Origin of the sequence: Neorhizobium sp. S3-V5DH (genome assembly GCF_004343065.1) — a bacterium.
Classification (GTDB): domain Bacteria; phylum Pseudomonadota; class Alphaproteobacteria; order Rhizobiales; family Rhizobiaceae; genus Neorhizobium; species Neorhizobium huautlense.
Genome location: NZ_SMCL01000010.1, coordinates 41,123 through 66,454, shown reverse-complemented (window position 1 = coordinate 66,454; position 25,332 = coordinate 41,123). Strand labels below are relative to the sequence as shown.

The window sequence follows — 25,332 nt, the reverse complement described above, 5'->3', positions numbered from 1 at the left end:
GGAGAGCAATGCGCATCGGAGTTGTCGGTTACGGCACGGGCGGACAACATTTCCACGTGCCCTTTATCCAGGCGGCCAAAGGCGTGGAGCTTGCCGGAGTCGTGGCCCGTGCACCTGCTACCATCGCTGCCGTCAAGGCGGATCTGTCGGATATCCCCGTTTATCCGAGCCTCACGGCCATGCTCGCAGCCGGCGTCGATGCCGTTACGATCACCACACCCCCGCATACCCGCCGTCACCTCGTTCTCGAGGCAATCGACGCCGGCGTTCACGTCATAGCGGACAAGCCGTTTGCGCCGAGCGCGGAAGCCGGCCGCGAACTCGACGAAGCCGCGAGGAAACGCGGCGTAGTTCTTGGTGTTTTTCACAACCGCCGCTGGGACGCCGACGTCCTTACCTTGAAAAAGGTTCTGAGCAGTGGGGCGATTGGCCGGCTCTGGCGGTTGCATTCGCGCATGGAGCAGGAGGATCCCGGCACTCTCGAGGCCGGACCAGCCGGCGGCCTGTTGCGGGACCTCGGCAGCCACATGGTGGATCAGGCGCTGTGGCTGCTCGGTCCTGCCGTCGCCGTCAGCGCGCAACTCGACATGGTCAATCTTCCGGAAGGCGAAACCGACGTCGGTTTCGTGGTCACGATCATCCATGAAGGCGGCGTGCATTCGCACCTTTCAGCAAGCAAGCTCAATCGGATTGCCGTCAAGGAATATCGAGCCTACGGCGAACGCGGCAGCTATGTTTCTTCGGGCACCGATGTTCAGGCGCAAGCCATTTTTGCCGGACGTCGCCCCGCCGACGATCTCGCCGCCTGGGGTTACGAGAGGGAGGACCTCTGGGGAACGTTGCGAACGACCGATAAGATCGAACGCATTGCCTCCGAACAAGGCCGATATCACGCTTATTACGAAGCCTTTGCCGCGGCCGTTCGCGACGGCGCGCTGCCACCTGTGACTACCCAAGAGGCGATTGCCACGCTCGCCGTGCTGGATGCAGCACGCATCAGCGCCGCGGAAAGTCGCACGGTGGCGATATGACAACTCACCCATCGCTCTCGATCGAACCCACGTCGATCACACCGTTTTTTGGCCGGAACACGGTCTTGCGACCATCGGCATCCCCCTCGATCGCCGGCAGAACTCATCTCTCTGCTTCGGCTCTCAACGCCCTACCTGGAGGTTGGCTATGAAAGCTCTTGACGTCATCACTATCGGCCGCTCATCGGTCGATCTCTACGGCCTTCAGGTCGGCGGCCGGCTCGAAGACATGGGCTCGTTCAATAAGTATATCGGCGGCTCACCGACCAATATCGCCTGTGGCGCAGCTCGCCTCGGCCTGAAATCCGGCCTGATCACGCGGGTCGGCGATGAGCACATGGGCCGCTTCATTCGCGAACAGCTGGTCCGCGAGGGCGTCGATGTCGGCGGTGTCGTCACCGATCCCAAGCGGCTGACGGCGCTCGTGCTGCTCGGAATTCGCGACGAGGACACGTTCCCGCTGATCTTCTATCGCGAGAACTGCGCCGACATGGCGCTCTGCGAAGACGATATCCGCCAGGAATACATCGCCTCGGCGCGTGCAGTTGTCGTAACCGGCACGCATTTGTCGAACCCCCGTACGGAGGCAGCCGTCAAGAAGGCGCTCGGATTTGCCCGTGCTAGCGGGGTCAAAGTAGCGCTTGATATCGACTATCGCCCCAACCTTTGGGGCGTAGCGGGCCATGGTGATGGCGAAAGCCGTTTTGTCGCAAGCCGCGAGGTGACCGGAAAGCTCCAGTCGACGCTGCATTCCTTCGACCTCATCGTTGGGACTGAGGAGGAATTCCAAATCGCCGGCGGCACGACGGACACGGTAGCGGCTCTAAGGGCTGTTCGTGCCGCCTCGGCAGCGACTTTGATCTGCAAGCGCGGAGCCAAAGGTGCGGTGGCCTTTGAGCGCGACATACCTGACAATCTTGATGACGGCGTTTCCGGAGAGGGTTTCCCGATCGAAGTCTTTAATGTCCTCGGTGCCGGAGACGGTTTCTTCGCAGGCCTTCTCAAGGGTTGGCTCGATGGCAAGGACTGGCCGACCTCATTGAAATACGCCAATGCCTGCGGCGCTTTCGCCGTGTCGCGTCACGGCTGCACACCCGCTTATCCTTCGCTTGAAGAACTGGAATTCTTCCTCAAGCGCGGTATCGAACGCGCTGACCTCAGAAACGACCTCGCCCTCGAACAGATGCATTGGTCGACCAATCGTCATCGTATTCACGGTGACGATCAGGGGGATTACCGCATCTTCGCCTTCGATCACCGCATCCAACTCGAACAGATGCCGGGCTACACTCTCGAAAAGGGCGGTGCTTTCAAGGAGCTTTGCCTCGAGGCGGCCGTGCAAGTCCAGGCCGGTCGGCCAGGCTACGGGATACTCTGCGACAACAGGATCGGTAGGAAAGCACTGCATGCCGCCTCGGGGACCGGCCTATGGATCGGACGGCCTTGTGAGTGGCCGGGCTCCCGGCCGCTGACGCTAGAACCGGAGCTCGGCAGCGACTACGGCGGCCTTGGCGAATGGGCACGCGAAAACGTCGTCAAGGTCCTGTGCTTCTGCCATCCGGACGATAATGCCGAAATCCGAGCGGATCAGGAGACGACCGTCAAGCGCCTCTTCGAAGCGTCGCGTCGCAGCAATTTGGAATTTCTGCTGGAAATCATCCCGTCAAAGGTCGGCGCGGTCAATGATGACACCTCGGCAATCCTGATCCAGCAGTTTTACGATATTGGCGTATTCCCCGACTGGTGGAAGCTTGAACCGATGACGACGGCGACGGCGTGGTCGAAGACGATCGCCGCAATCGAAAGGAATGACCGCCACACTCGCGGAATCGTCGTTCTCGGCCTCGATGCGCCAGAGGCGGAACTCGCCGCGAGTTTTGAGGTTGCCGCAAGCTTTGATCTGGTCCGTGGCTTTGCCGTCGGCAGAACCATCTTTGGCGACGCCGCGCGCGCCTGGATGAAGGGCGAATTGGACGACGCAGCGGCGGTTGAAGAAATGGCGAAGCGCTATGAGCGCCTGGCGTCGATCTGGGACAAGTCGCGGTCAACCGCGCGGGAGAAGGCAGCATGACAAAGACAATCAAGCTTACCGCCGCACAGGCACTGGTAAAATGGCTTTCCGTTCAAATGACGGAAGACGGAGAGCGCTTCATCGAAGGCGTCTGGGCGATCTTCGGCCACGGCAACGTCGCCGGCATGGGCGAAGCGTTGCACGGGATCGGCGAGGCATTGCCGACCTGGCGCGGCCAGAATGAGCAGACCATGGCGCATGCGGCGATCGCCTATGCCAAGACGAAGCGGCGCAAGCGAGCCCATGCGGTGACGTCTTCCATCGGCCCGGGCGCGACGAACATGGTGACGGCGGCAGCGCTTGCACATGTGAACCGCTTGCCGGTTCTCTTCATTCCAGGAGACGTCTTCGCCAACCGCCGCCCCGAACCAGTTTTGCAGCAAATCGAAGACTTTGATGATGGCACGGTCAGCGCCAACGACGCCTTCCGTCCCGTGGTGCGCTATTTCGATCGGATCTCCCGACCGGAACATCTCCTGAGCGCACTGCCGCGGGCGCTCTCGGTCATGACCGATCCGGCCAATTGCGGACCGGTCTGCCTCGCCTTCTGCCAGGATGTGCAAGCCGACACCCATGACTATCCGGAGAGCTTCTTCGAGCCCAAGGTATGGCGCATCCGCCGCCCGGAACCCGATCCCCGCGAGATCGAAGACGTAGTCGTCATGATCCGCGCAGCGATACAGCCGGTTATCATATCGGGTGGCGGTGTGATCTATTCCGATGCTGAGGATACGCTGGCCGCCTTCGCGGAACGGCACAATATTCCCTTCGTCGAGACCCAAGCCGGTAAGGGCGCGAATGCATGGGAGAATGCGTTCAATTTCGGGTCGCCCGGGGTGACCGGCTCCGAATGCGCTAACCGGCTCTGCGCACAAGCCGACCTCATCATCGGCGTCGGCACGCGGTTTCAGGATTTCACGACCGGATCCTGGGCGCTGTTCAAGAATGAGAAGCGAAAACTCGTTTCCATCAATCTCCATGGTTACGATGCCGCCAAACACGGCGCCGCCCCGGTTGTCGGCGACGCGAAGGCGACGCTTGAAAAGCTTTCTTCGCTGCTCGGAGATCACAAGGCGCCGGCATTCGATGCCAGATCCCGCAGCGATTGGCATCAGCGGGTGAAATCGGTCACAGCGGCGCCGCTGCCGGAACTCGGCAATCATCTTCCCACGGATTCCGAGGTAATCGGTGCAGTCCAGCGGGTCGCGACGGAGAAGACGGTCGTCATGTGCGCCGCCGGCACCATGCCCGGCGCCCTCCAGATCCTATGGCAATCCGCCAAGGGCGGATATCACATGGAATATGGTTTTTCATGCATGGGCTACGAAGTCGCCGGCGCCATGGGCATCAAGCTCGCGGCACCGGCAAAGGAGGTCATCTGCTTCGTCGGCGATGGCTCCTACATGATGGCGAACTCGGAATTGGCGACGGCCGTCATGCGGCGGGTGCCGTTCACCGTCGTTCTCACCGACAATCGCGGCTATGGCTGCATCAACCGTCTGCAGATCGAGTGCGGCGGCGCCGAGTTCAACAACATGTACAAGGATTCCAACGTCGAGGTTCAGCCTGAGATCGATTTTGTCGGGCACGCCCGCTCTATGGGAGCACACGCGGAAAAGGTCGCCGGCATAGCCGATCTCGAGAAGAAGATCGTCGAAGCGCGCGGCCGGAATATTCCCACAGTCCTCGTCATCGATACCGACGCCGTTCCGGGCGTCGATGCCGGCGGCCACTGGTGGGATGTCGCCGTGCCGCAGACCGGCGGGCCGGAGCGTCTCGAACAGGCGCGCGAACGGTATAACCGAAACGCAGCCGATCAGCGTGTGTTCGACTGATCGGCATCGGCCAATGGGAGGACGGGGAATGCCCGATTTGCAACGTAAGCCTTTCGGCACGCATGGGAAGGTTCACGAAATCACCCCGCAATCGGCGGGCTGGCGCTATGTCGGCTTTTCGCTTTACCGGCTGCGGCCGGGCGAAGCCGCGGGCGAGGCGACAGGTGACCGCGAAGTCATCCTCGTCGTGGTCGAGGGCAAGGCCACATTCCAGGCCGGCGGCCAGGACTGGGGTGTCCTCGGCGAACGCATGAACGTCTTCGAAAAGACGCCGCCGCATTGCCTCTATGTGCCGAATGGCACGGACTGGGGCGCCGTCGCCGAAACCGAGTGCATAATCGCCGTTTGCTCCGCGCCGGGCACGGATGGCCACGCGATGCGGCGGATCGGTCCGGACGGAATTTGCCTGACGGCGCGCGGGCAGGGGACGAATACCCGGCATATAAACAACATCGCCATGGAGGCTGACGATTATTGCGACAGCCTTCTGGTAACTGAGGTATTCACGCCGGCAGGCCACTGGTCTTCCTATCCGAGCCACAGGCATGACGAGGATGATTTTCCCAGGATCACCTATCTCGAGGAGACCTATTATCATCGCCTTAACCCGGCCTCCGGATTCGGAATTCAACGCGTCTATACGGATGATGGGCTCCTCGACGAAACCATGGCGGTGAAAGACCACGACGTCGTGCTCGTGCCGCGCGGCCATCATCCCTGCGGCGCCCCTTATGGCTTCGAAATGTACTACCTCAATGTAATGGCGGGGCCGCTGCGCAGGTGGCGCTTCATACCCGCACCGGAGGTCGAATGGATCATCGAGCGCGACGCGAAATGACCGGTCACGGGCTGTTTCGCCTATGGCCGGCAGTCGCTACACGGAGAATGTCATGCCACTTCTGAAGTTTCATCTCTACAAGACCCGGTCGCCGGAAGAGGTAAAATTGCTGCTCGACGTGGCGCATGAAGCCATGGTCCGGTCATTTGGCGTGCCGCAAGACGATCGTTACCAGCTCGTCTCGGAATATCACCATCCCTGCATGCAAGCTCTCGATACTGGGCTGCACATAGAGCGAAGCGAGAAATTCGTTCTCGTGGAGGTCATCTCCCGGCCACGTGGCAGGGAGGCGAAGCTCGCCTTCTACGAAAACTTATGTTCGGTATTGGAGGAAAAATGTGACGTGCCGGCCTCCGACCTGATGATCAGTTTCACCGAGAACAGTGATGAGGACTGGTCGTTCGGCTACGGCCGCGCGCAGTTCCTGACCGGCGAACTCTAGAACAGGATGATTTTAGGCCATCCCGGCCTTGGATATGAATCCTGTTAAAATGTTTAGGGGCGATGCCGTCCGAAAGCCGTCTACACTTTTCGGCATCATCGCCTCGATGGGCCGGAGTATCGCAAGACAGGAAAAGCCCGGGCCTCGGATGTGGGTATGGTGACCGGAATCAGCTGTGAGTTGGGCCGTGCCTTCATGATATGGTCGTGCAGTTCGCTCGGGAGGTCTACCGTCCTAATGACGTCCGCCGCAAGCTCGTCGAAGGTTGCGCACTCGACAATGGCGACGTCGACACCTGCTGTGTGCGCCTTCGTCAAGAATTCCGTCACAGCCGGCAGCAGACGGGACGCGGATGATGTCATCCAGTAAAGCCCATTGGGAAACGGCGAGCGCTCGGTCAGCACCGACGACAACGCGTCCATGACGGAAGCATCGCGCCCGCTATATCCGACGAATATCATGCCGAATCTTTTACTGGCCTCCACCAGTACGTGCCGCATGCGCTCGTCTTGTTTCTCCAGTTCCGAGCCGGTGTTCTTGATGGATATCTCCTGATAGTCACCGTGGAGTTTTGCAACAAGCGGCCAGTCCGACTCATTGAGACAGCGCAGCGCCCGTTCGGCGGAATCGATCCCGGTCACCGTTGGCCTACGCTGCATCGCAACTGGACGCAGCGCGTTTGCCGATAGGGTCGCGTCCTCGATCAGCGGATCGAAGTTCGTGGTGAACACGCAATCTGTCTTGCCGCCGGCAATGAGGCTCGCCAAGACCTTCTGGCCGAAACTTGGAGAACCCTTCGAGATCGCGTCGTCAATATACTGCCTGCGATGGCGCGCCTGCGGATAGACCGCTTCGAAGGCTGCAGCATATTCCGTCGGATCTCCGTCCGGCGGGAGTAGGGACGTACGGCGGAAAAAAGCGTCGATTCGGTCGATCCAGACCGGATCGCCGGTGTCGATTTCCCGCTTCGAAAGCTTGTTCTCGCGGCAGAAAATCTGCGCTTTGAAATCGCGGATCATCGCGTAACCGGTCGGAATTCCGGAAGCCGCCGATGCGCCAGCGCCCAAGAACCATGCGACCAGGTTCGGTCTCAAGGCGAAAGCAGTCGAGAAAGCTCCCGCGGAAATCGTCGGAATGGGTGGAATAGCTACGCTCCTCTTTCGCGCGATTCTCGACCTTGTATAATCTATTCAATAGCGTGAGGCCTATCGCGAAAGAACGGCGCGCAGACTATTCCACCGTTACTGTCGGATGAGCAGGTGAGGGGTGATCGATGGCAAGAATTGATATCGGATTACGGCAGGCTCGAAAGATCGTTAACCTGCCTTTTGCCGAGCGCCTGGCGTTCATCGCGGAGGGATTGCCGATCCTCCTGCAGAGCGCGCAGGGACTATACGCGGCATCCGAAGTGGTTTCGCAAATGCCGCGAGAATCCATGCTGCTTAAAGGGCACGCCGAAGAGGAAGCTGCCAAGATACTCATCCTCATGGACATCATACGGTGCCTAAAAAAAGAGGTTTCGAGGCGCATCGGCGTGTTGATGGGGTGGTATTACGATCATCTGGCACGTCTTCTTTATGCCGAGGCCTGCCAGTGGCGCCCGGTCGATTTAAAGGAACTTCGCGGGATCATCGATCGGCGTCGTGTGACCCATTATGTCGAAGGCAATATGAGAGAATTTATCGTACCAAACGATCTCATTTATCGTCGAGAAGCGAGGCTTTATGCCGACATTGAAGCCTTGGGTGATGGCAGCCTGCAATGGGTTGCGCCGTCTGCCTACGTCGGCTTTTACAATCCCAAGCCCGATGCCCTTGTTGTCGCGGAAGCGCTTTGCTCGTTTGGTGCATTTACAGTCGGCGGCCTGGAACTGATTTCGTCCATTTGGAGTGAGGTCGATTTTCGAGATGAGACGCCGGCGCAGGAAAACGACCGATTGATCGAAGCAACGCTGACGCAATTGGTCGGAAGAAAAATGGCATCGGAGAGCGCGACACCGGAGAATGCTCGCGACCTGTTTGGGCGTTGGCAGATGCCACTCTATTCGCTGGACATGAAGGCGACAGAGGTGGCTCGATCTGCCTTGGAGGCAGAACAGGAGCGGTTGCTTCTGGCGGAAATGGGCGTCGAAAGCGAATACTGACGCGGAGATGAGTCGCAGAGCGGATAATCGTAAATGTAGGAGGAACCGAGGGTTCCGCCTAGGCACTCCCACCGATTTTGCCCCACTTACCGAATTCCCATTCGCGAGATCAGTGAAAACTAAACTTCACTATGGGCATGATACGCTTGGCCGTGGACCGGAGATCGTCTTGCAGCCGCTGCGAGCCGGGTCGACAGGGCGAAAGAGCGGGGTTCGAGATGTCGCAAAATGAGCCAGTCGATCCAAATGTTTATTCGCTGTTAGTTGCAAATTGAGACAGCGCTAGGACACGGTTGCGAAACGTGCGACAGCGGTTTCATCCGTGACAGGGGACTGTCATTGATAGCGCTTACTCTCGCTGGAGATGGTGTTTCAGCTTGCACGCCTTGTCATTCTCGACATTGCGGCGGTTGCCGACGGCAACCTTGGCAATCTGGAAACTACTAACCAGTGGCGGGCCGTCGACCGCACATTGGAGAGTAAATGCTCAAGTTCGACGATCTTACCGGAATCCCCCTCCCAAAAACGGAGGCGGAGCTCCGGAGTTCTCTCTACTTCGTCGGCTGGTTCGCCGAAGAGGTGGAGGCCCGAGTACGCGTGGAGTTGGATGGTACCTGCATGGCCGAGCTTATTGGCCCTCGCCGGGACCGCCAACTTGATTGTTCGACGACCAACGCTGGAGTGATCCGGATGATCGGTTGGGAATGTGCGGTGCTCGAGGCTGCGCTTGCTGCGGTCGGTATCCCGGTTGCAGATCAATGAGAGCCCTGTCGCAAAAGGCCCGCCACATTCCGGTGGCGGGCCTTTCCGTTATGCAGCCCCCATGGGCTCCTCAACTGCTGCCAACCGCGTCACCACAACACTCATTTCGCAGCATCGTGATCGCGCGACCACCTTCCTGGGGTGCTCACGGGCCGATCATGGCCCGAAAACCGGGATGAAAGACTTTGGTCGGCCAACGCCGGCGCCAACGATGGTCGAGCGTAGCCGGCGAGGCGTGAGGTAAAGGATCACGCTCATCTCGCGCGGTTGGAATTTTCAGGTGACTGCTCTGCGGCCTGGAAATTAGAGATAGCGGTCGTCTGCTCGCCGATCAGCGCCTGAAATCCCTCGAAAGCCGCGTAGCAGAGATCGCGTTCCGTTAAGAGGAGATCTGCGATATCTGCCAGGGCAAGCGCTGGCTTTCCACCAAAAGCATATCCTATCGCGCCATCTTCGTTTTTGAACCGGGAAGTGATTGAGGTCATCCCAAGCACGAGCCTTGAGGAAAATCGATGATTGTAGGCGTTGCGAAAATCGTCGGAAGTTTCCTTGAACCGTTTTCCTGCTATAGGTTCCACTCTCCGCTTGAATGACCGATATGTCTTCCAGCCACGGCAAAATGGCTCTATCTCGTTCAAGTAAAGTGTTTCTTTCTGCGGAAATTCGTCCTTCCAGGCGCCGGCCACTTTCGCCCGGTTGGCTTGGTGGCAAAGGTGCGCCGCGGCATAGGCGAAGCGTGATTTGATCGCATAGGGCTGCCCCAACGCGACCGTGCCCAGAATGTCGATGAACTCATGGGTCGCAGCAAGCTTCTCGTCAATCGAGAGCGGAGAGACAGTTCTGTCCCAGGCTCGAAGCCGATGTACATTGGTTGTAAGGTCGTTGATGATGTTGGCAAGTTCCGACGAGAATTCATGCAACATTTCGGCATATGCCATCCAACGTCCGCTTAGTGGATCCGGGAGCTGCCACCAGCGATAAGGCATCCAGTTGCCGTCGACCGCCGTGGCATCCACTTCTCCTCGATATCGGGTGTAAAGCAGGATCAGCGCCTCGGATTGCCGGCTGCAAACCTCATCTGGCATTGCGACGCGCCCATTCGACCACGGAATCAACAAGGTCGGTGACTGCCGGGCTCCCGACGGTGATGTTGGCATGAGATTCTATGTGGTGATAACTCGCGAGCGGTATCGTGCCGGCAACAAAACCTGTCCTCCTTGCCAATATATTCTTTGTTCTTCTGTTTTCCTGCCAATAGGTAACGACGGCCCGGTCTTTGGAACTCGGCGCCGATCCAGGATGGATTGCCTGGACGGAAGGAAAAGGCAGATGGCGATGGTGGGCGTGGAGCAAGGTCACATCATACAGGCGTGCGACCAGAGCACGCATTTCGTCAAGGCTTCCGTCGGTCCCTACGTCCTTGCATTCTATCGCCACGCGAGGACGGCCAATGGGGCTTCCGCCTGAAAGGCGAAGATCCGCGCCTACGCTTTGAGGCACGATTGCAACGTCGATTTCGTGCATCGCCCGGCTGCGTCCATAGAACTGGATCCCATTCCAGATTTCCCAGGCCGGGCGTGTTCTCCAACGGAAGCCGATCACGCTGGCGTTGTTCGGACCTGCTGCGGCTGGAGCGACGCCCGTTGGCGCGCCGCCGCGTTGGATGAACCGACGGTTCGGGTCAGTGGGCAGGATTGTGGTGCCATCCGAGCGTTGTAACCAAACGGAAAAGCCGCTGGTTCGCAGACCAAGCGCCACTTCTGTCATGACGAAGAGTTCAAACGCTCTGCCTGCGCCAGAAGCGTTCGCAAGTGTAGTCGCCCTTCCTACGATGGCACTAAGGGCGGCGGAGACGCTTGGGATCATGACTACACCTGCCCACGAACTTGGGCGGACCAGGCCTCGAGCTCTTTGCGAAGACCCGGCAGTTCGGTCGACGCCGCGACAATGTCATTGCGCTCGAGCTTGCGCGACCCGTCGCCGTCGGCGAGCTCTATCATAACCTCTTGCGGCCCCTGCTTGGCAGTGCTTGTGGCTTTCGATGGGTTCCCGTTGACGATTATGTCGAGATTGGCGGCCGCTCTGCCAAGCTCTGCAAGCGTGGCGTCCAGGCGATTCGCGACGTATTCAACTGCCCATTCGATCTGGTCGTCACCTGAAATCGGAACCGCTTCGGTTGTAGGGCCGAAATCAAACTCGGGCGATCTGTCGGATCGAACATCGCGACGTGCCTGAGCGAGGGCGTCAGGAGATTCGCTGGGATGCTTTCCTGCCTGGATGCCTTCCATAAGCTCAAAAATCAGCCAGTCCAATTGCGACGATCTTAGTGTTTCGAAGAGATCGAAAAGGCGAGGGTCAAGTATTGCCATAAAAATTCCGGGTGGTCTCTGGCCTGTCGGCGTAATATGGTTACAGTATGCATCAATTAATTGTATTCATTGGCAACATGCAAGGTTGTGTCATGAGCCGAAGCATTTTTTTGATGGGCCAAGCGAGGTGGCGGCAAGATGGGCTTGAGTATGCCGACGGCGTGGCGGTTTGGCTCCCCTGGGGCTATGGAAATCGAGGCCGTGAACGCCTTCAATTCGCTGGTCCATGCTATTGCCAGCCAAAGCGGATCGTCATGGGATATATTTGAACTGTTCAAGGCAAAGTTTAGCGGTGGCTACTCGGCGAGTTCGAGCGAGAGCTGGGCAATCAGCGATCTGCAGAACTATATGGTCGCAGCCTCCAGCAATGCGGCAACCTTCATTTCTGCCTTTTGGGACGGTTGTGAGCAGATCAATGTGGAGCATCCCGGCATCGGCCTCCCGGATGCGGATGTAGTCAACAGAATATTGTTCGAGCATGGGCTTCCCTTCGAGGTACGCCCTCCATCGTTGCTTGCTCGAAATCCACAAACGCCCGTCGCGGTTCAGACACCGCAAAAATCAGTCGGCGAGCGAGCAACCGAGCTAATACACACATCTCTTGATGAGGCGGATCGGCTTTTGCTCGAACAGCGGCCACGGCAGGCTGTCCAGGAAATTCTCTGGTTGCTGGAGACGGTTTCGACTGCGTTTCAAGGGCAAGAGAGCGGAACCGGGACTGTCGAAGGGAAGTATTTCAACGAGATCATTCGGGCGCTCCGTAGCAATAATCGGGGCAGTGTTTTGTCGGAGGCTCTTGGTTGGATGACGAAAATGCACGGGTTCCTCTCTTCACCCGGTGGTGGCGGCGTCCGGCACGGCACCCAATTGGCAGCAGGAATATCTCCTTCGATTAAGGAGGCCCATTTGTACTGCAACCTGACGCGAAGCTATATCAATTACCTGCTTGCCGAATTGGCCGATGGATATGATCGGTCGTCGAATTAGCTTACACTTGCAAAGGATTGCATATTGCCGGGACTTAACGATCTACTGACGAAAAGCCAGATTGCGGAAATAAACAATTATTTTGACCCGGCCCGGGGGCGTCATCCAACCTGGTCCGTCATCAATGCATTGATCGTGCCGTCGATTACTCGCGTTCGCCCAAGGATTTCCTTGTAAACAAGGCTGTTGACCGCATCTGCCTGGGCAAGGAGGGCAAGTCCTGGCTGACAGGTACGCTGAAACGTGTCACCCAAACCTCGGATTTTGAAGAGGCGGTCTCGTCGATCGCCGAGATATGCTGCTACGGCGCAATGCTGGAAGCCGGTTTTGATATCCAGCCCATTCCGACCGTTAAAAATGCTCCGACACCGGACTTCAAATTCGACCTTGATGGCGCATCCGGCATCGTCGAGGTGACGGCGAAGCTTGAGCACGACGAGCAGGTAAAACTGGCTCGGAGAATTGCCGGCGGTGAGACTCCAGACGGAGTCGAGCGCTCAAATTTTGAAAGCAAGAATGGAAGGGCCGACTTTACCGCATCCGTCTGGCATCCTTTCGGCGCGCCCGATGCAGGAAAAGCCGGCGACACGACGCAGACCAACGCGATCAGCCGGATCTGCCAGATCAAGGCAAAGGAGACGCAGTTCGCTGACGGGAAGCCAAGCCTGCTGTGGATTGATTTTCGGGATCTTGGGAAATGGCCTGGTGTCTTTCACGAGGAGCAAAGTTCACCACTGATCAGCGGGCACCATGGCGCGCTGTGTTCGGGGGCCATCTGGTACGCCTTTTATGGCTGGAAGGGGGCGCCGGTCTTTGATGATCACGTGGGCGTCGGATACAAGATTACGCCGATGGCCCACGAAGGGCGTTTTTCTGCTCATGCGGCAAAAGTCAGCCGTTACTCCGCAGCGATCCTCTGCCTTGAGAAGGCAACTATTCTCTTGGAGAACCCACGAGCGCCGACACCATTGTCAAAGACGCAACGCGGAGCATTGACGCTGCTTCCTTGGTTCAACATCCACTATTCCGTCGCAGACTGGGAAGAAGGCGATGTCGATCGATCCTGCGCCCTTGCTCGCTCGATGATCGAGGCAATCCGCGAAAGCCGCGAAGGCCAATAACAGGAGCGGTTCCTTTGACCTACGGCACAAAGCTATCGCCTTGCGCGGATCCGACACGGGTAGATATCGAGAATTACTTCCGCAAGGAAGCAGAGGGGCGGTTGCTGTTATAGGTACACGCGTATGGTATAAGAGGGAATCTTGCTGTTCGAACTGCTCCCGGTGAGCCCATCAAGATTTCGCTGTGACATTGAAGATGTAGGCGGCAAGTCCGCCCAAGAGGGTATGGTCCTGATAGAAACAGCGACCAAATCTTGGCGAAAATCGATGGACGACCACCTGCAAGAAGACGGCTAACGGTGTGGAGCTCTTTGCTGGCCTCATGCTGTAGGCGACCTTTGGAACAACTCTCTGATTATACGTCAAAATCTTTGGGTCTCACTAACTTTCGATTACGGGTCCTACGTTCACATCCCTTCAAGGCGAAAAGGATCACACAAGTTCATCTTAGCGGTGGAAAGAGCTTTTTCCCGCAGCTGCCCCTCGATCCAACTTCGTTATTGCGCCTGACACTCATCGGGATCAGCAACCGTCTGAAAAATCAAGTTGCAGAAGGCGCTGTCGTAGGACAGGGTTTCAAAATCCGCTAGGGCGTGAAGCCGTTGGAAAGAGGGTTCGGAATCACGCCTATTTGCCCAGCTTAAACAATCGATGAACTTAGCTTTGCGTTCGTGATCACTCATCGGTACTTCGAGGGATCCCTTGGCGTGCAAGCGGGACTTTTTGTAAATGCGCCCGTCGCGCGTCGTGACCGTGACGATGTGCGCGAGGCGCTCCACCCCTTTTTCTTCTTCCGCCGAATAGGCCTGCATTTCAATACGCGGCATGAGTTCTCGGGTCTCCGGCCGTTCGATGTTCTGCCGGGTAAAGTCCGAAAGACTGAGGGAGCCTTTGAGGAAAGCTGTCGCCAGGCAATATTGCATCGAGAAGCGAGCCTGCATCTCGTCAGCGGGGTCGGGATAAGCCAGGTTGCGGGCAGCGGATATGCCAACCTTCGTCTCGATCCTGGCAATGTCGCTCGCCAAAAGCTGATGCTCCTGCTTCAGATCCAGAAGCGCGTCGATTGCGCGATGGGTCGAGGCGCAGCAGGGATGGCGCTTGGTCACCACGCCCCGGCTTTCGATGATATGCTCGTCGGCGAATGTCAGGTCTTCCCAGCCCTTAGCATCATCACCCCCAAAAAGGTCGAGAAAGCCTTGCGGCCGCTCGAGGATATCTAGCCGCCCGCTCATGCCCGCAAGCGCCATGCGTGCCGCCTCGACGGCATTGCGCGCGGCAATGCCTGCGTGAAGCGGTTTGGCGATCGTGCCGAATTGTCCCTTTAGGCCGCACGCAAAGCTTGTCGCGAGGCTCATCGCCGCGGCAAGGCCGTTTTCGTTGGCGCCGAGAAGCCATGCCACGCCAGCCGCGGCCCCGATGCTGCCGACCGTCGCCGTTGCATGCCACCCTCGATTGTAGTGAGAGGGATTGACACCAAAGCCGACTGCCGCCTGGGCTTCCAACCCGGCTAGGTATGCCTCGAGAAGCCGTCTTCCGCTCGTGATTTTGCCGCTGGTCGAAACCGCCAGCAGTGCCGGCACTAACACTGCGGAAACATGAGCCCTCGCCGGATGAAAATTATCATCGAAATCGAGCGCATGAGCTGCCGTTCCATTGAAGAGAGCGGCAAGCGAAGGTGAGGCGGAGCCGCCGGTGACGAGCCGGGCTTCGCCCCCGGCGGCGATTTCTGGGTCGAAGGCGCGGGTAAGCGCGGCAACGCTTTCATCGTCCTTGCCCGCAATCATACAGCCGATGGTGTCCACCACGGCATCGCGTGCCCGGCTCATGGCGAGATTTGAGAAGGCGGTTCGCGACATGATCTGTTCCGCGATCTGCGGTAGAAGGGTTGCCATTGACGAAAGTCTTTCTGTGGGTTTGGTTCTGAGCGAAAATGTTCAACTTTCCGCCGGACAGCAATCTTATGCAGTTTGCGGGTAGGGCTATCGGTATTGGAGATAGAATGGCGCGAGACACGAGTGCGGCGATCAGCCTGAAGCATATCGAAGCCTATGACGCCATCGCCGCGACGGGCTCGACGATTGCCGCTTCGGTCGAACTAGGGATCTCGCAATCGAACGCCAGCCGCTTGCTGCAGCAACTGGAAGACTATCTTGGCGTCCGGCTTTTCGAACGGGAAAAGAACCGGCTTCAGCCGACCCGTGAGGGCTTACAGCTCGGCCCGGAAATCCGCGCTATTTCCGATCGGTTACGCGCTTTAAAAGCGGCAGCGATGGAGCTGGAGAGTGGTCGATCGCGGGAGATCATGCTGCGGCTTGCCTTCCCCGCCAGCCTTTCCTCGACGCGCCTTCCGAAGCTGGTGAAGGACTTTCTCGCAGCAAATGGTCCCATGCGCGTTGAGATCGCCTCCGGCAGCTATCTTGCAATTGAACGGATGGTCGCCGACGGCGAGGCCGATATCGGCTTCGTGCGTCTGCCGCTTATGAGCCCGGGATTGAAACAGGAAAAGATCCTGTCTACCCGTGTTATTTGCGCACTGCACAACGACCACCCCAAGGCCGGCAGCTCGCAGTTGTCGGTCGGCGACCTCAAGGGGCAGGATCTGATCATGCTGAACCGGGAGCGACCGGTTCGCCATGAGCTTGAGGCGTTGTTCTACAAGGCCGGCATCCGCCAACGTCCCTTGCTCGAAGCGCATTCGGTGGCGAGCGCCTGCGCGCTAGCGGCGCAAGGGCTCGGCATAGCGCTTGTCGGCGAAATTATAGCCCGCGAATATTCGACGCTGCCTTTGCAGTTCATTCCACTCGAACCAGAGCTGCCGGTTTCCTACGTCCTGATCAGCGGAGAAAAGTTTCCAATGCCCATAGCCGCAAGCCTCTTTCTTCAAAGTATTTCGGGCTGGGCTTGATGACGGCGCTTGCACGGCCCGAGCGACGTACCCCCCATTCTGATCGCCGCGGACTACCGAACCGCATGGCGCGCGACCAAACCTTCACGCGGGCCGGCGCCAAGTAAATCGTTAAGACCGAGACGCATGCAAACAGTTCCACCTGTTCCTGCGTCGCGCAAGGCCTGGGTGACGGTCAGCAATCCCTTCTACCTAGACCGCTATGGCCATCCTCGCGGAATACTGCGCCCTTTTTTGTGCCGCGCGCACCCCGGAATTCCGATTGGCGAGTGCCATTGTTTTTTCCGATTGCAGCACACGCTCTGAGCAATGCCTTGAATAGACGGATTTAGCTGTCCAACGTGGTTAAGAACCAAAGCAATAGTCTGAACATCGGCTCGATTGGAACGGGTTTGGATGCGCCCGCATGGCGCATAGACTTATCACGGAATCGCATAAGATTGCGGATATCTCTTCATTCGATCATGGTCTGCGGCAACGAAACCGATGGCGCCGGACACTCTCCGCCGTTCATCGCGGGGAACAAAAATGCTAAAATTCGTTCTGAACCGCCTGCTGATGGCATTACCGACGATCGTCCTCGTTTCGGTGACTGTCTTCACGCTGATCCGCTTCATACCCGGCGATCCGGCGGCACTGATGCTGGGTGATATGGCCGAGCCAGACCAGGTCGCGACAATGCGCTCGGAACTTGGCCTCGACAAATCGCTACCGCAACAGTTCCTGATCTGGAGCGCCAATGTCGTGCAGGGTGATTTCGGCCGCTCGATCGTCAATGACGAGCCGGTTCTGCCGCTCGTCGCATCACGCTTTCTGGTCAGCGCCGAAGTCGTTGTCGTCGCCGTGCTTCTTGCGAGCCTCATCGCCGTGCCGGCGGGTGTCATCGCTGCCTGGCGGCAGAACAGTCTGACGGACCTGGCGCTGGTCGGCACGGCCACGATCCTGCTGTCGATCCCGACATTCTGGCTCGGCCTCCTGCTTCTGCTTTTCTTCGGCTTGAAACTCGGCTGGTTACCGGTCCTCGGCTATGTCTCGATCGGCAGCAACGTCACCGGAGGCCTGCTTTACCTCGTGCTGCCGATCATCACCCTGGTCATTCACGAGATGGGGGTGTTGATCCGCATGGCACGCGCTTCGACGCTGGAAGTGCTGCGTCTCGACTATATTACCCACGCCCGGGCCAAGGGGCTTTCCGAAAGCGCCGTGCTTTGGCGGCACGCCTTCAAGAATGCCTTCGGCCCAACCTGGACGGTCATCGGTCTGATCCTGGGCAATCTGCTCGGCGGCATCGCCGTCATCGAGACGGTCTTCACCATTCCGGGCCTGGGGCGGCTGATGGTCGACAGTATTTTTGCCCGCGATTACCCGGTCATCCAGGGGTGTCTGCTGTTCGTCTCGCTTTCCTATGTGCTGGTCAATTTGGTCGTTGACCTGCTCTATCCCTTGTTCGATCCGCGGGTAGTCGCCGAATGAAAAACGTCACGTTCAACGGCTTCATCGGCAGCATTCTGATTGCCGCATTGCTCACATCGGCTGCGATCGGCCTATTCTGGACCCCCTATGACCCGATGAAGCTCGGCTTCACGGCACGGCTGGCGGCGCCAAGCAGCGCCCACTGGCTCGGAACCGACGAATTCGGCCGCGACGTTCTCAGCCGCCTGATCGTCGGCGCCCGGGCAAGCGTCTGGATCGGCACCTTGACGGTCACATTCGCAACCGTCTGCGGCACGCTGATCGGTCTCGTCAGCGGTTATGCCCGCGGTTGGATCGATGCCGTCATCATGGCTGTCAACAATGCGCTTCTCGCCTTTCCCGGCATCCTTCTGGCGCTTGGATTGCTCGCCGTCTTCGGCGCCAACCAATATGGCATCATCTTCGCGCTTGGCATTGCCTATTCTCCCTCGATGGCCCGCGTTGTCCGGGGTGCCGTCCTGTCGCTGCGCGAGCGGGAATTCATCGAGGCCTCGAAGGTGATGGGCAATGGCGAGCTCTACACCATGTTCCGCCATATCCTTCCCAATTGCGTCGCCCCGATCACCGTGCTTGCGACCTCGATGTTCGGCTGGGCGATCCTTTCGGAAAGCGCGCTCAGCTTTCTCGGTCTCGGTGTTCCGCCACCGGCGCCGACCTGGGGCAACATGCTGGCTGCCGGCCGGCCGTTCATCGAGCAGGCGGTCTGGCTGGGTCTGTTCCCGGGCCTGGCGATCGCCCTGACGCTCCTTGGTATCAATCTTCTGGGCGACGCTCTTCGGGACAAACTCGATCCGCGGATGAGGGGGCTGAAATGACCAATGAAACGCTTTTGAATGTCCGCAACCTGTCGCTGCAGGTCACGGGGACCGGTGTGCAGGTCGTCAAGAACGTCAGCTTCGACATTGCCGCAGGCGAGATCTTCGGCATCGTCGGAGAAAGCGGCTCGGGCAAGACGCTGGCAACACGCGCGCTGATCTCGCTGCTGCCGGCTCCGATCAAGGTGATCGGCGGCTCCGTCGCCTACAAGGGACGCGACGTGCTTTCCATGAACGGCGCGCAATTGCGCCAATTGCGGGGCGCGGAAATCGGTGTCGTCTTCCAGGAGCCGATGACTTCGCTCAATCCCTCGATGACCGTCGGCCGCCAACTCGAAGAAGGCTTGCGGCTGCATACGAAATTTTCGCAGGAAGAACGGCGGAGCCGTATCCTCGATATGCTGAACCGGGTCGGGATCCGCGATCCCGCCGGGGCGCTCACGTCCTATCCGCATGAATTTTCGGGCGGCATACGCCAGCGCATCATGCTGGCATCGGTCATGCTGCTGAAACCGGCGCTGTTGATCGCCGACGAGCCGACGACCGCGCTCGACGCGGTGATCCAGCGCGACGTCATGGAATTGATGGTGGAACTGACACAGGCGGAAGGCACCGCCGTGCTGCTGATCAGTCACGATCTGCCGATGGTTGCCCGCTACACCAACCGCATCGTCGTCATGGAAAAGGGCGTGATCGTCGAAGAAGGACGCACCGCCGATCTGCTCGACGCACCCAAGCGTCCCTATACAAAGAAACTGCTTTCCTCCCTGCCGTTCCGCGGAGAGAGGCGGACGATCGACAAGAGCAAGGCGCCGATGGTCTCGGCGCGGGATATCGTCGTCGACTATGCAGGCCGGCGGTCGCTGATGAAGAAGGCAACGCCGAAGCGGGCGCTGCATGGCGTCAGCATCGATATCCACGAGGGCGAAGTGGTGGCGCTTGTCGGTGGTTCCGGCTCCGGCAAAACTACGCTCGGCCGCACCATTGCCGGACTGATCCGCGAGAGCGAGGGCGATATCCGGTTCAAGGGACGCAGCCGCGACGACGACTGGATGGACTACCGGCTGAATTGCCAGATGGTGTTTCAGGACCCCTATTCCTCGCTCAATCCGCGCATGACCATCGCCGCGCTCGTCGAGGAAGCGCTGCGGCTCGTTCCCGATCTCGACGCTGCGGCAAAGCGCAAGCGCGCCCTGGAGACGCTGGAGGAAGTCGGGCTTGGGGCCGACTATGCGGAGCGTTACCCGCATGAGCTTTCCGGCGGCCAGCGTCAGCGCGTGGCGATTGCCCGGGCCATTGCGCGCCGGCCGAAATTCCTGATCGCCGACGAGCCGGTCTCGGCGCTTGACGTGACCGTCAGGGCGCAGGTGCTCGAACTCCTGTCCGATCTGCAAAAACGCTACGGCTTTTCCTGCCTGTTCATCAGCCACGATCTCGGCGTGGTCGAACAGGTGGCCGATCGCGTCGTCGTCATGCAGGACGGCCGGATCATCGAGGAGGGCGACCGCGATACGGTTTTCGACTGCCCGAAGGAGGCCTATACGCAACGGCTTCTCTCGGCCATCCCCGCTCTGGACCACAATGCCCAGGGCGGCGTGATCCTCAAATGGCGCCTGGAGAACTGACATGACGACGATGATTGAATCCGCAAAGCTCGCAGAGCGATTGAACGCCATCTGCGACGCCCAGCCTTTCGTGACACGCTTCATGGTGCGTGCGCTTTCAAGCGGTGAAACGATCGGCAGGGGCGCGGACGAGGAAACGCCCTCCGCCAGCACCCGAAAGACCTCGATCATGATGGCAGCCTTGAAGGCCGCCCATGAAGGCCGCCTCGATCTCGACGAACGGATCACCTACGAACAACGCTTCGCCGAGGAAGTGGCGAGCGGAATGTTCCGCTATCTCAGCCCCGGAATCGTCATATCGCTGCGCGACGCCATCACCGGCATGATGGTGCTGAGCGACAATGTCTGCACCAAGATGGTCTTCGAAAGACTGACGCTCGAAGAGGTCGACAGCTATTGCAAGTCGATCGGCATGACCGGCACCAACCATCGCTTCCTCATCCCGCCCTTGGCGCTGTCGCCCGATCATTCATTGAAGGCCGTCACCACGACGACGGCGCGTGATCAGGTCTACCTGCTGCAGACCATCCTCGATGCGCAGGATTCGCGGGAAGCTGCCGACCGGCTCGGCTGCTCGCAGGCGCTCAGCGCCTATGCGCTTCAAACCCTGAAGAACCAGATCCTGCGTTATGCCATTCCCTCCCGGCTGCCATTCGGGGTGCTCGTCGCCCACAAGGGCGGCACGGGAAAGCGCGGCCGCATGAATGCCGGTATCGTCTACCGCGACGGTTCCCCCTTCTACATCATCGCCGGCTATACCGACGACGTGCCGCAGGAAATGCCGGACGGCACCCCTGGCTACACCGTCGCGCTTGAAACCATCGGCAGGCTTTCACGCGCCTGCTGGGATGAATTCCAATCCTAACGATCATAAAAAGAGGGTAGAACAATGCATAAGCTTCTTCTTGCAGGCACCATGTTGATGGCGATGACCGGCGTGGTCGACGCCCGCGACATCGTCGTGGCTCAAAGCTCCGATCTGCGCAGCAACAATCCGGGCGTCAATCGCGACGGCAATACCGATGGCGTCATCCTGCATATCGTCGAAGGGCTCGTCGGCTATGCCAACAACGGCGAGGTCAAGCCGCTGCTGGCAAAGAGCTTCGAAGTCTCGGCGGACGGGCTGACCTATAGCTTCAAATTGCGCGACGGCGTCAAATTCCACAACGGCAAGACATTGACCGCCGATGACGTCGTGTGGAACTGGAACCGCTATCTCAAGCCCGAAACGAAATGGACCTGCCTTCCTGACTTTGACGGCAGCGGCACCGTGCATGTTACCGGAGTCAAGGCAGCCGATGCTTCCACGGTCACCATCACGCTGGAAAAGCCATCCGCGGTGTTCCTTGGCCTGCTGTCGCGCCCCGAATGCGGTTACACCGGGATGATCTCCCCGGAATCGGTCGGCGCGGACGGAAGCTTCATCAAGCCGATCGGCACCGGCCCCTTCAAATGGGATGAATGGAAGAAGGGCGAATATATCCGTCTCGCCGAGTTCGACGATTATGTCTCGCCGGAGAATGACGGCAAGCCCGACGGCATGGTCGGCTCCAAGCGCCCTCTCGTCGACGGCATCAAGTTCATGGTCATTCCCGATGCTTCGACCGTGAAAGCCGGCCTTCAGTCCGGCGTGCTCGATACCGCGGAAATTTCACCGGATCTCATTCCCGAATTCAAAACGAGCGACACGATGCAGCTGATCGTGGCCCGCAACAACGGCAAAAACCTGTTCTACATCCAGACGCGCGACAAGGTTCTGGGCAATCCCGGCGTGCGCCGCGCCATGGCGATGGCACTCGATCTCGACCAGCTCGTCGAGGCCGCCTCCAATGGCACCGGCGCCGCCAACGGTTCGATGGTTTCGCAAGATTCGCTCTATTTCGACGATGTCCAGAAGAAGCGTCTGCCCTACGACATCGAGGCAGCGAAGAAAGAGCTTGCGGCGGCCGGCTATAAGGGCGAGCCGATTACCATCATCGCCAACAAGCGCAGCAATGTGCCGAGCTTCCCGGCCGCGGTGATGGCGCAGGCCATGATGCAGCAGGCGGGTCTCAATGTGCAGATCGAGGTGCTCGACTACGCGACGCAGGTCGATCGCCGCCGGTCCGGCAACTACCAGATCATCTCGCAATCGGTCGCGCCGCGGCTCGATCCGGCGCTGATGTACGGCTTCTATGTCGGCAACAAGGACAAGAACGCGTCCCTGATGTGGGATGATCCGAAGGCCGTCGAGCTGATGAAGGCCGCCTATGCGGAGCCCGACCGGACGACGCGTCAGGCGATCTTCGACGAGTTTCACACGTTGATGCTCAAGGAAATGCCGGGCATCTTCCTCTATGACATGGTCGATGTCTGGGGCGCGACCAAGAAGCTGAACGGCCAGCCCGTCTGGCAATCGAATGCCCGTCTTTGGGAAGTTTCGCTCGACGATTGAGCCTGACTGCGGCAACCGGATGGTTCGGGCGCGCCATCCCACTTCGACAGTCAACAGAAGATCCGGCAGGCAGACCTGCCGGATCCGGTGCAACACGTCCCTGTGGCGGCAGGACAGACAGCGAGGAAATGCCATGAATCTTGACGCGATCAGCTCTATTGCCGCGACGATCGAAAAGATGAAGCCGGATTATATCGCGCTCAGCGACAGTATCTGGGATTTCGCGGAACTGAAATTCGAGGAGCAGCGCTCGTCGCAATTGCTGGCAAGGACACTCGAGGAAAACAGCTTTGCCGTGCGCCGCGGAGTGGCAAGCATGGAAACGGCCTTCATCGGCGAAGCCGGCAGCGGCAAGCCGGTAATTGCTTTCCTCGGCGAATTCGATGCCCTGGCCGGAATGAGCCAGACCGCCGGCGTCTCCGAGCCACTTCCTGAGGCGGCGGGGCAACCGGTCACGGCTGCGGCCACAATCTGCTTGGCGTCGGATCGCTGCTGGCGGCGGTGGCGCTTGCTCGAGGAAGCCCTTGCTGTCGCCAACGACACGCCGTTCGGCCTCTCAGCCGCCATCGCTGCCACCAGCCTGAAGTATGCGACGCATTTCAAGCGCAACTCGGAAGCCGGCATGGTGATGGTCAACCTGCCAACTGCCGGCGTCGACTTCCATGTGCCGTTCGGTGGTCGCAAGGCCTCCTCTTTCGGCCCGCGCGAGCAGGGCAGGTACGCCGCTGAGTTCTTCAAGGTTGTGAAGACGGCGTATGCGTCCGGTTAATCCGCAAAAACGGCTAATAAAAGTTCTAATAACGACTTCTCAGCCCCAAAACCCGAATTAGAAGAACGAGCTTGTGAGACTGGAATACTTGGCAGGAACTCGGCTCATGTATCAGAACTTTACATACGCCTGTCTTGCCTCACCCCACAAAGACTCACAATGCCAAGTCCGGCCTGTAAAACCGGTTCTTTCCGACACAGGCCTTCATATCCTCGCGGCGGAACCAGACGGCGCGCCCGCATCGAAGTGGTGCGTTACACGAGGTGAAGACGATCTGCTCGTCGGCGCGCATGCGCAGAACCTCATGCGGAAGGATCAAGGGCCGGCGGGTGAGCTGCTTCGATCGCGATCGTGACGATCCCTTCATTCCGGACGAGCGATTGGTTTGATCCACTTCGACCGTGATGTCGCCACATCGCTTCGAGATGTAGTCGGCTGTATCAGGATCGTTGATCGCCGAGAACGAAATCCAGGATGCGGATTCGAACCATTTGCTCGTCGCATCACGTCCGCCATAAGCCTCGCGCATCTGCCCGAGCGGCTGGAAGATCATCGTTAGCGTGATGCCGTATTTGCGGCCTGCGTCGCGGGCGGACGCGGTGCGGGCATTGTCGGTCATGATCCATGTGGCGACGGCGACGATATCTACTTCCTTGGTATTGCCGTGACGACCGATCCAGTCGAGCGCATTGAAGCCGACACCAGACGCGGTTGGATCGAGCACGATCACCTTGCGGCCAGCTTGGCGCCGACGTTCGGAGACCATCGGCGCGACCTCGCTCGACGGATCGAGAACAACCAGTCCGCCGCCCATTTGAGCGCGGTCGGGATCGTCACCGACGTCGTCTTGAAACCGCCGGAACCGGCAAAGACGATCCCATGCGACGAGCCAAAAGAACCGTCGAAGCAGAGCAGCGGTAACCTGCCGCCGGCCTGGCTTGCCAACGAATTCAACGCCCAGCCGTCGCCACGCTCTAATCGTGGCTCAAGTCATCAAGCTTTGCCAGAAGCTCACGGACGATGCGGTGACGATGTTCATCAAGCTGATGGGCAAGTTGTTCTCGCAGGCCAACAATCGAAAGAAGCAGCGACAGATGGACTGCAGAGCGAATACCGCCAAAGCGCTGCGCATGTTTCTAGATACGATCACCGCCCTGCAATCCGCCAACGACTATGGTCGGAACGCATTGGATGTTCTCGACCAAAGAGTCGGCTGGGACCGGCTGCTTCGGATGAAGCCTGAACTTGAGTCGATGGTCGATGACAACTAGGCACCGCCGTTGACCGTGGCCGCCGAACAATACGCGACCGTCCACAAATACATTGGTGCATTCCTTCAGGCCTTCACGTTTCGCTCGGCGCATCGCCACGACCCGCTTCTGGCGGCAATTGCGCTGCTGAAACGGCTTTATGCCGAGAAGCGGCGGACACTCCCGGATCGTGTGCCGCTCACCCACCTCAGCCAAACTGATCGACGGCCTATCTTCGAACAAGAGAAACCTGATCGCCGTCTCTACGAGATCGCCACGCTAGCGGCTTTGCGAGACCGGCTTAGATCTGCGGACATTTGGGTCGACAGCAGCCGATCTTTCCGGCCGATTGACGAGCATCTGATGACGCGGTCGACATTCGTCACGATGAAGGAAGAAGATCGTCTCGGTTTGGGGGTCCAAGGTGACGGCACACAGTAGCTTGCCGAAGCGTGTCAGATG

The 25,332-nt window shown here is 59.0% G+C and carries 20 protein-coding genes and 4 pseudogenes; 18 read left to right on the top strand and 6 right to left on the bottom strand.

Annotated features, from left to right (window positions below):
- Window positions 1-8 precede the first annotated feature (8 nt).
- From EDE09_RS15485 to EDE09_RS15465, 5 genes are all read left to right on the top strand, one after another.
- On the top strand, window positions 9-1,031 hold the full coding sequence (locus EDE09_RS15485; protein WP_132411496.1) for a Gfo/Idh/MocA family oxidoreductase: 1,023 nt from the start codon (window positions 9-11) through the stop codon (window positions 1,029-1,031).
- A 148-nt stretch (window positions 1,032-1,179) separates the two neighbouring features.
- Window positions 1,180-3,102: a 5-dehydro-2-deoxygluconokinase gene (iolC, locus tag EDE09_RS15480; RefSeq protein WP_132411494.1), complete on the top strand. Its 1,923-nt coding sequence runs from the start codon at window positions 1,180-1,182 to the stop codon at window positions 3,100-3,102.
- Window positions 3,099-4,937 (top strand): 3D-(3,5/4)-trihydroxycyclohexane-1,2-dione acylhydrolase (decyclizing), encoded by a 1,839-nt coding sequence (iolD, locus tag EDE09_RS15475; protein WP_132411492.1) that lies wholly within the window; start codon window positions 3,099-3,101, stop codon window positions 4,935-4,937. The genes iolC and iolD overlap by 4 nt, the downstream gene beginning before the upstream one ends.
- A gap of 28 nt (window positions 4,938-4,965) precedes the next feature.
- A complete protein-coding gene (gene iolB, locus EDE09_RS15470) occupies window positions 4,966-5,775 on the top strand; it encodes a 5-deoxy-glucuronate isomerase (RefSeq protein WP_132411490.1) in 810 nt (269 codons plus the stop codon).
- Between the two features lie 52 nt (window positions 5,776-5,827).
- Entirely contained in the window at window positions 5,828-6,217 is a 390-nt protein-coding gene (locus EDE09_RS15465) for a tautomerase family protein (protein ID WP_132411488.1), read from the top strand.
- A gap of 95 nt (window positions 6,218-6,312) precedes the next feature.
- On the opposite strand, the gene EDE09_RS15460 is transcribed toward EDE09_RS15465, so the two are convergent.
- Window positions 6,313-7,236, bottom strand: coding sequence for an SIR2 family protein (locus tag EDE09_RS15460; protein ID WP_132411486.1), 924 nt, complete (start codon window positions 7,234-7,236; stop codon window positions 6,313-6,315).
- A gap of 254 nt (window positions 7,237-7,490) precedes the next feature.
- Between EDE09_RS15460 and EDE09_RS15455 the strand changes: the two genes are divergently transcribed.
- Together EDE09_RS15455 and EDE09_RS15450 are read left to right on the top strand one after the other, a co-directional pair.
- Complete coding sequence (locus EDE09_RS15455; RefSeq protein ID WP_132411484.1) at window positions 7,491-8,360, top strand: hypothetical protein; 870 nt, start codon at window positions 7,491-7,493, stop codon at window positions 8,358-8,360.
- 483 nt (window positions 8,361-8,843) lie between these two features.
- Window positions 8,844-9,122 carry a hypothetical protein gene (locus tag EDE09_RS15450; protein ID WP_132411482.1) on the top strand — a complete coding sequence of 93 codons (279 nt, stop codon included), beginning with the start codon at window positions 8,844-8,846 and terminating at the stop codon, window positions 9,120-9,122.
- Between the two features lie 254 nt (window positions 9,123-9,376).
- Here EDE09_RS15450 and EDE09_RS15445 read toward each other — a convergent pair whose 3' ends face one another.
- The 3 genes from EDE09_RS15445 to EDE09_RS15435 form a co-directional block, all read right to left on the bottom strand.
- Window positions 9,377-10,138, bottom strand: coding sequence for an integrase (locus EDE09_RS15445; protein ID WP_132411480.1), 762 nt, complete (start codon window positions 10,136-10,138; stop codon window positions 9,377-9,379).
- Window positions 10,139-10,196: 58 nt separating this feature from the next.
- Window positions 10,197-10,889: a hypothetical protein gene (locus tag EDE09_RS15440; protein WP_132411478.1), complete on the bottom strand. Its 693-nt coding sequence runs from the start codon at window positions 10,887-10,889 to the stop codon at window positions 10,197-10,199.
- A gap of 101 nt (window positions 10,890-10,990) precedes the next feature.
- Window positions 10,991-11,434, bottom strand: coding sequence for a hypothetical protein (locus tag EDE09_RS15435; protein WP_132411476.1), 444 nt, complete (start codon window positions 11,432-11,434; stop codon window positions 10,991-10,993).
- 195 nt (window positions 11,435-11,629) lie between these two features.
- On the opposite strand from EDE09_RS15435, the gene EDE09_RS15430 reads away from it, so the two are divergent.
- Entirely contained in the window at window positions 11,630-12,478 is an 849-nt protein-coding gene (locus tag EDE09_RS15430; RefSeq protein WP_132411474.1) for a hypothetical protein, read from the top strand.
- A gap of 311 nt (window positions 12,479-12,789) precedes the next feature.
- Window positions 12,790-13,599, top strand: coding sequence for a hypothetical protein (locus EDE09_RS15425; RefSeq protein WP_132411472.1), 810 nt, complete (start codon window positions 12,790-12,792; stop codon window positions 13,597-13,599).
- 497 nt (window positions 13,600-14,096) lie between these two features.
- On the opposite strand, the gene EDE09_RS15420 is transcribed toward EDE09_RS15425, so the two are convergent.
- On the bottom strand, window positions 14,097-15,491 hold the full coding sequence (locus tag EDE09_RS15420; RefSeq protein ID WP_132411470.1) for an MmgE/PrpD family protein: 1,395 nt from the start codon (window positions 15,489-15,491) through the stop codon (window positions 14,097-14,099).
- A 38-nt stretch (window positions 15,492-15,529) separates the two neighbouring features.
- Between EDE09_RS15420 and EDE09_RS15415 the strand changes: the two genes are divergently transcribed.
- The 8 genes and pseudogenes from EDE09_RS15415 to EDE09_RS15380 all read left to right on the top strand — a co-directional run.
- Window positions 15,530-16,504: a LysR family transcriptional regulator gene (locus tag EDE09_RS15415; RefSeq protein ID WP_207914854.1), complete on the top strand. Its 975-nt coding sequence runs from the start codon at window positions 15,530-15,532 to the stop codon at window positions 16,502-16,504.
- A gap of 528 nt (window positions 16,505-17,032) precedes the next feature.
- Window positions 17,033-17,977, top strand: coding sequence for an ABC transporter permease (locus tag EDE09_RS15410; protein ID WP_132411466.1), 945 nt, complete (start codon window positions 17,033-17,035; stop codon window positions 17,975-17,977).
- A complete protein-coding gene (locus EDE09_RS15405) occupies window positions 17,974-18,792 on the top strand; it encodes an ABC transporter permease (RefSeq protein ID WP_132411464.1) in 819 nt (272 codons plus the stop codon). Before EDE09_RS15410 ends, EDE09_RS15405 begins: the two co-directional genes overlap by 4 nt.
- Entirely contained in the window at window positions 18,789-20,417 is a 1,629-nt protein-coding gene (locus EDE09_RS15400; RefSeq protein WP_132411462.1) for an ABC transporter ATP-binding protein, read from the top strand. The genes EDE09_RS15405 and EDE09_RS15400 overlap by 4 nt, the downstream gene beginning before the upstream one ends.
- Before the next feature lies 1 nt (window position 20,418).
- Entirely contained in the window at window positions 20,419-21,282 is an 864-nt protein-coding gene (locus EDE09_RS15395) for a serine hydrolase (RefSeq protein WP_132411460.1), read from the top strand.
- 24 nt (window positions 21,283-21,306) lie between these two features.
- Window positions 21,307-22,851 carry an ABC transporter substrate-binding protein gene (locus EDE09_RS15390; protein ID WP_132411458.1) on the top strand — a complete coding sequence of 515 codons (1,545 nt, stop codon included), beginning with the start codon at window positions 21,307-21,309 and terminating at the stop codon, window positions 22,849-22,851.
- A 133-nt stretch (window positions 22,852-22,984) separates the two neighbouring features.
- Window positions 22,985-23,367 (top strand): annotated as a pseudogene (locus EDE09_RS15385) (amidohydrolase); the annotation flags it as partial.
- Window positions 23,366-23,620: pseudogene (locus EDE09_RS15380) on the top strand (aldehyde dehydrogenase family protein); the annotation flags it as partial. The pseudogenes EDE09_RS15385 and EDE09_RS15380, both read left to right, overlap by 2 nt.
- Window positions 23,621-23,774: 154 nt before the next feature.
- On the opposite strand, the pseudogene EDE09_RS15375 reads toward EDE09_RS15380, so the two are convergent.
- A pseudogene (locus EDE09_RS15375) lies at window positions 23,775-24,553 on the bottom strand (type IV secretory system conjugative DNA transfer family protein); the annotation flags it as partial.
- On the opposite strand from EDE09_RS15375, the pseudogene EDE09_RS28205 reads away from it, so the two are divergent.
- Window positions 24,549-25,308: pseudogene (locus EDE09_RS28205) on the top strand (Tn3 family transposase); the annotation flags it as partial. The pseudogenes EDE09_RS15375 and EDE09_RS28205 overlap by 5 nt on opposite strands.
- Window positions 25,309-25,332: the final 24 nt, after the last annotated feature.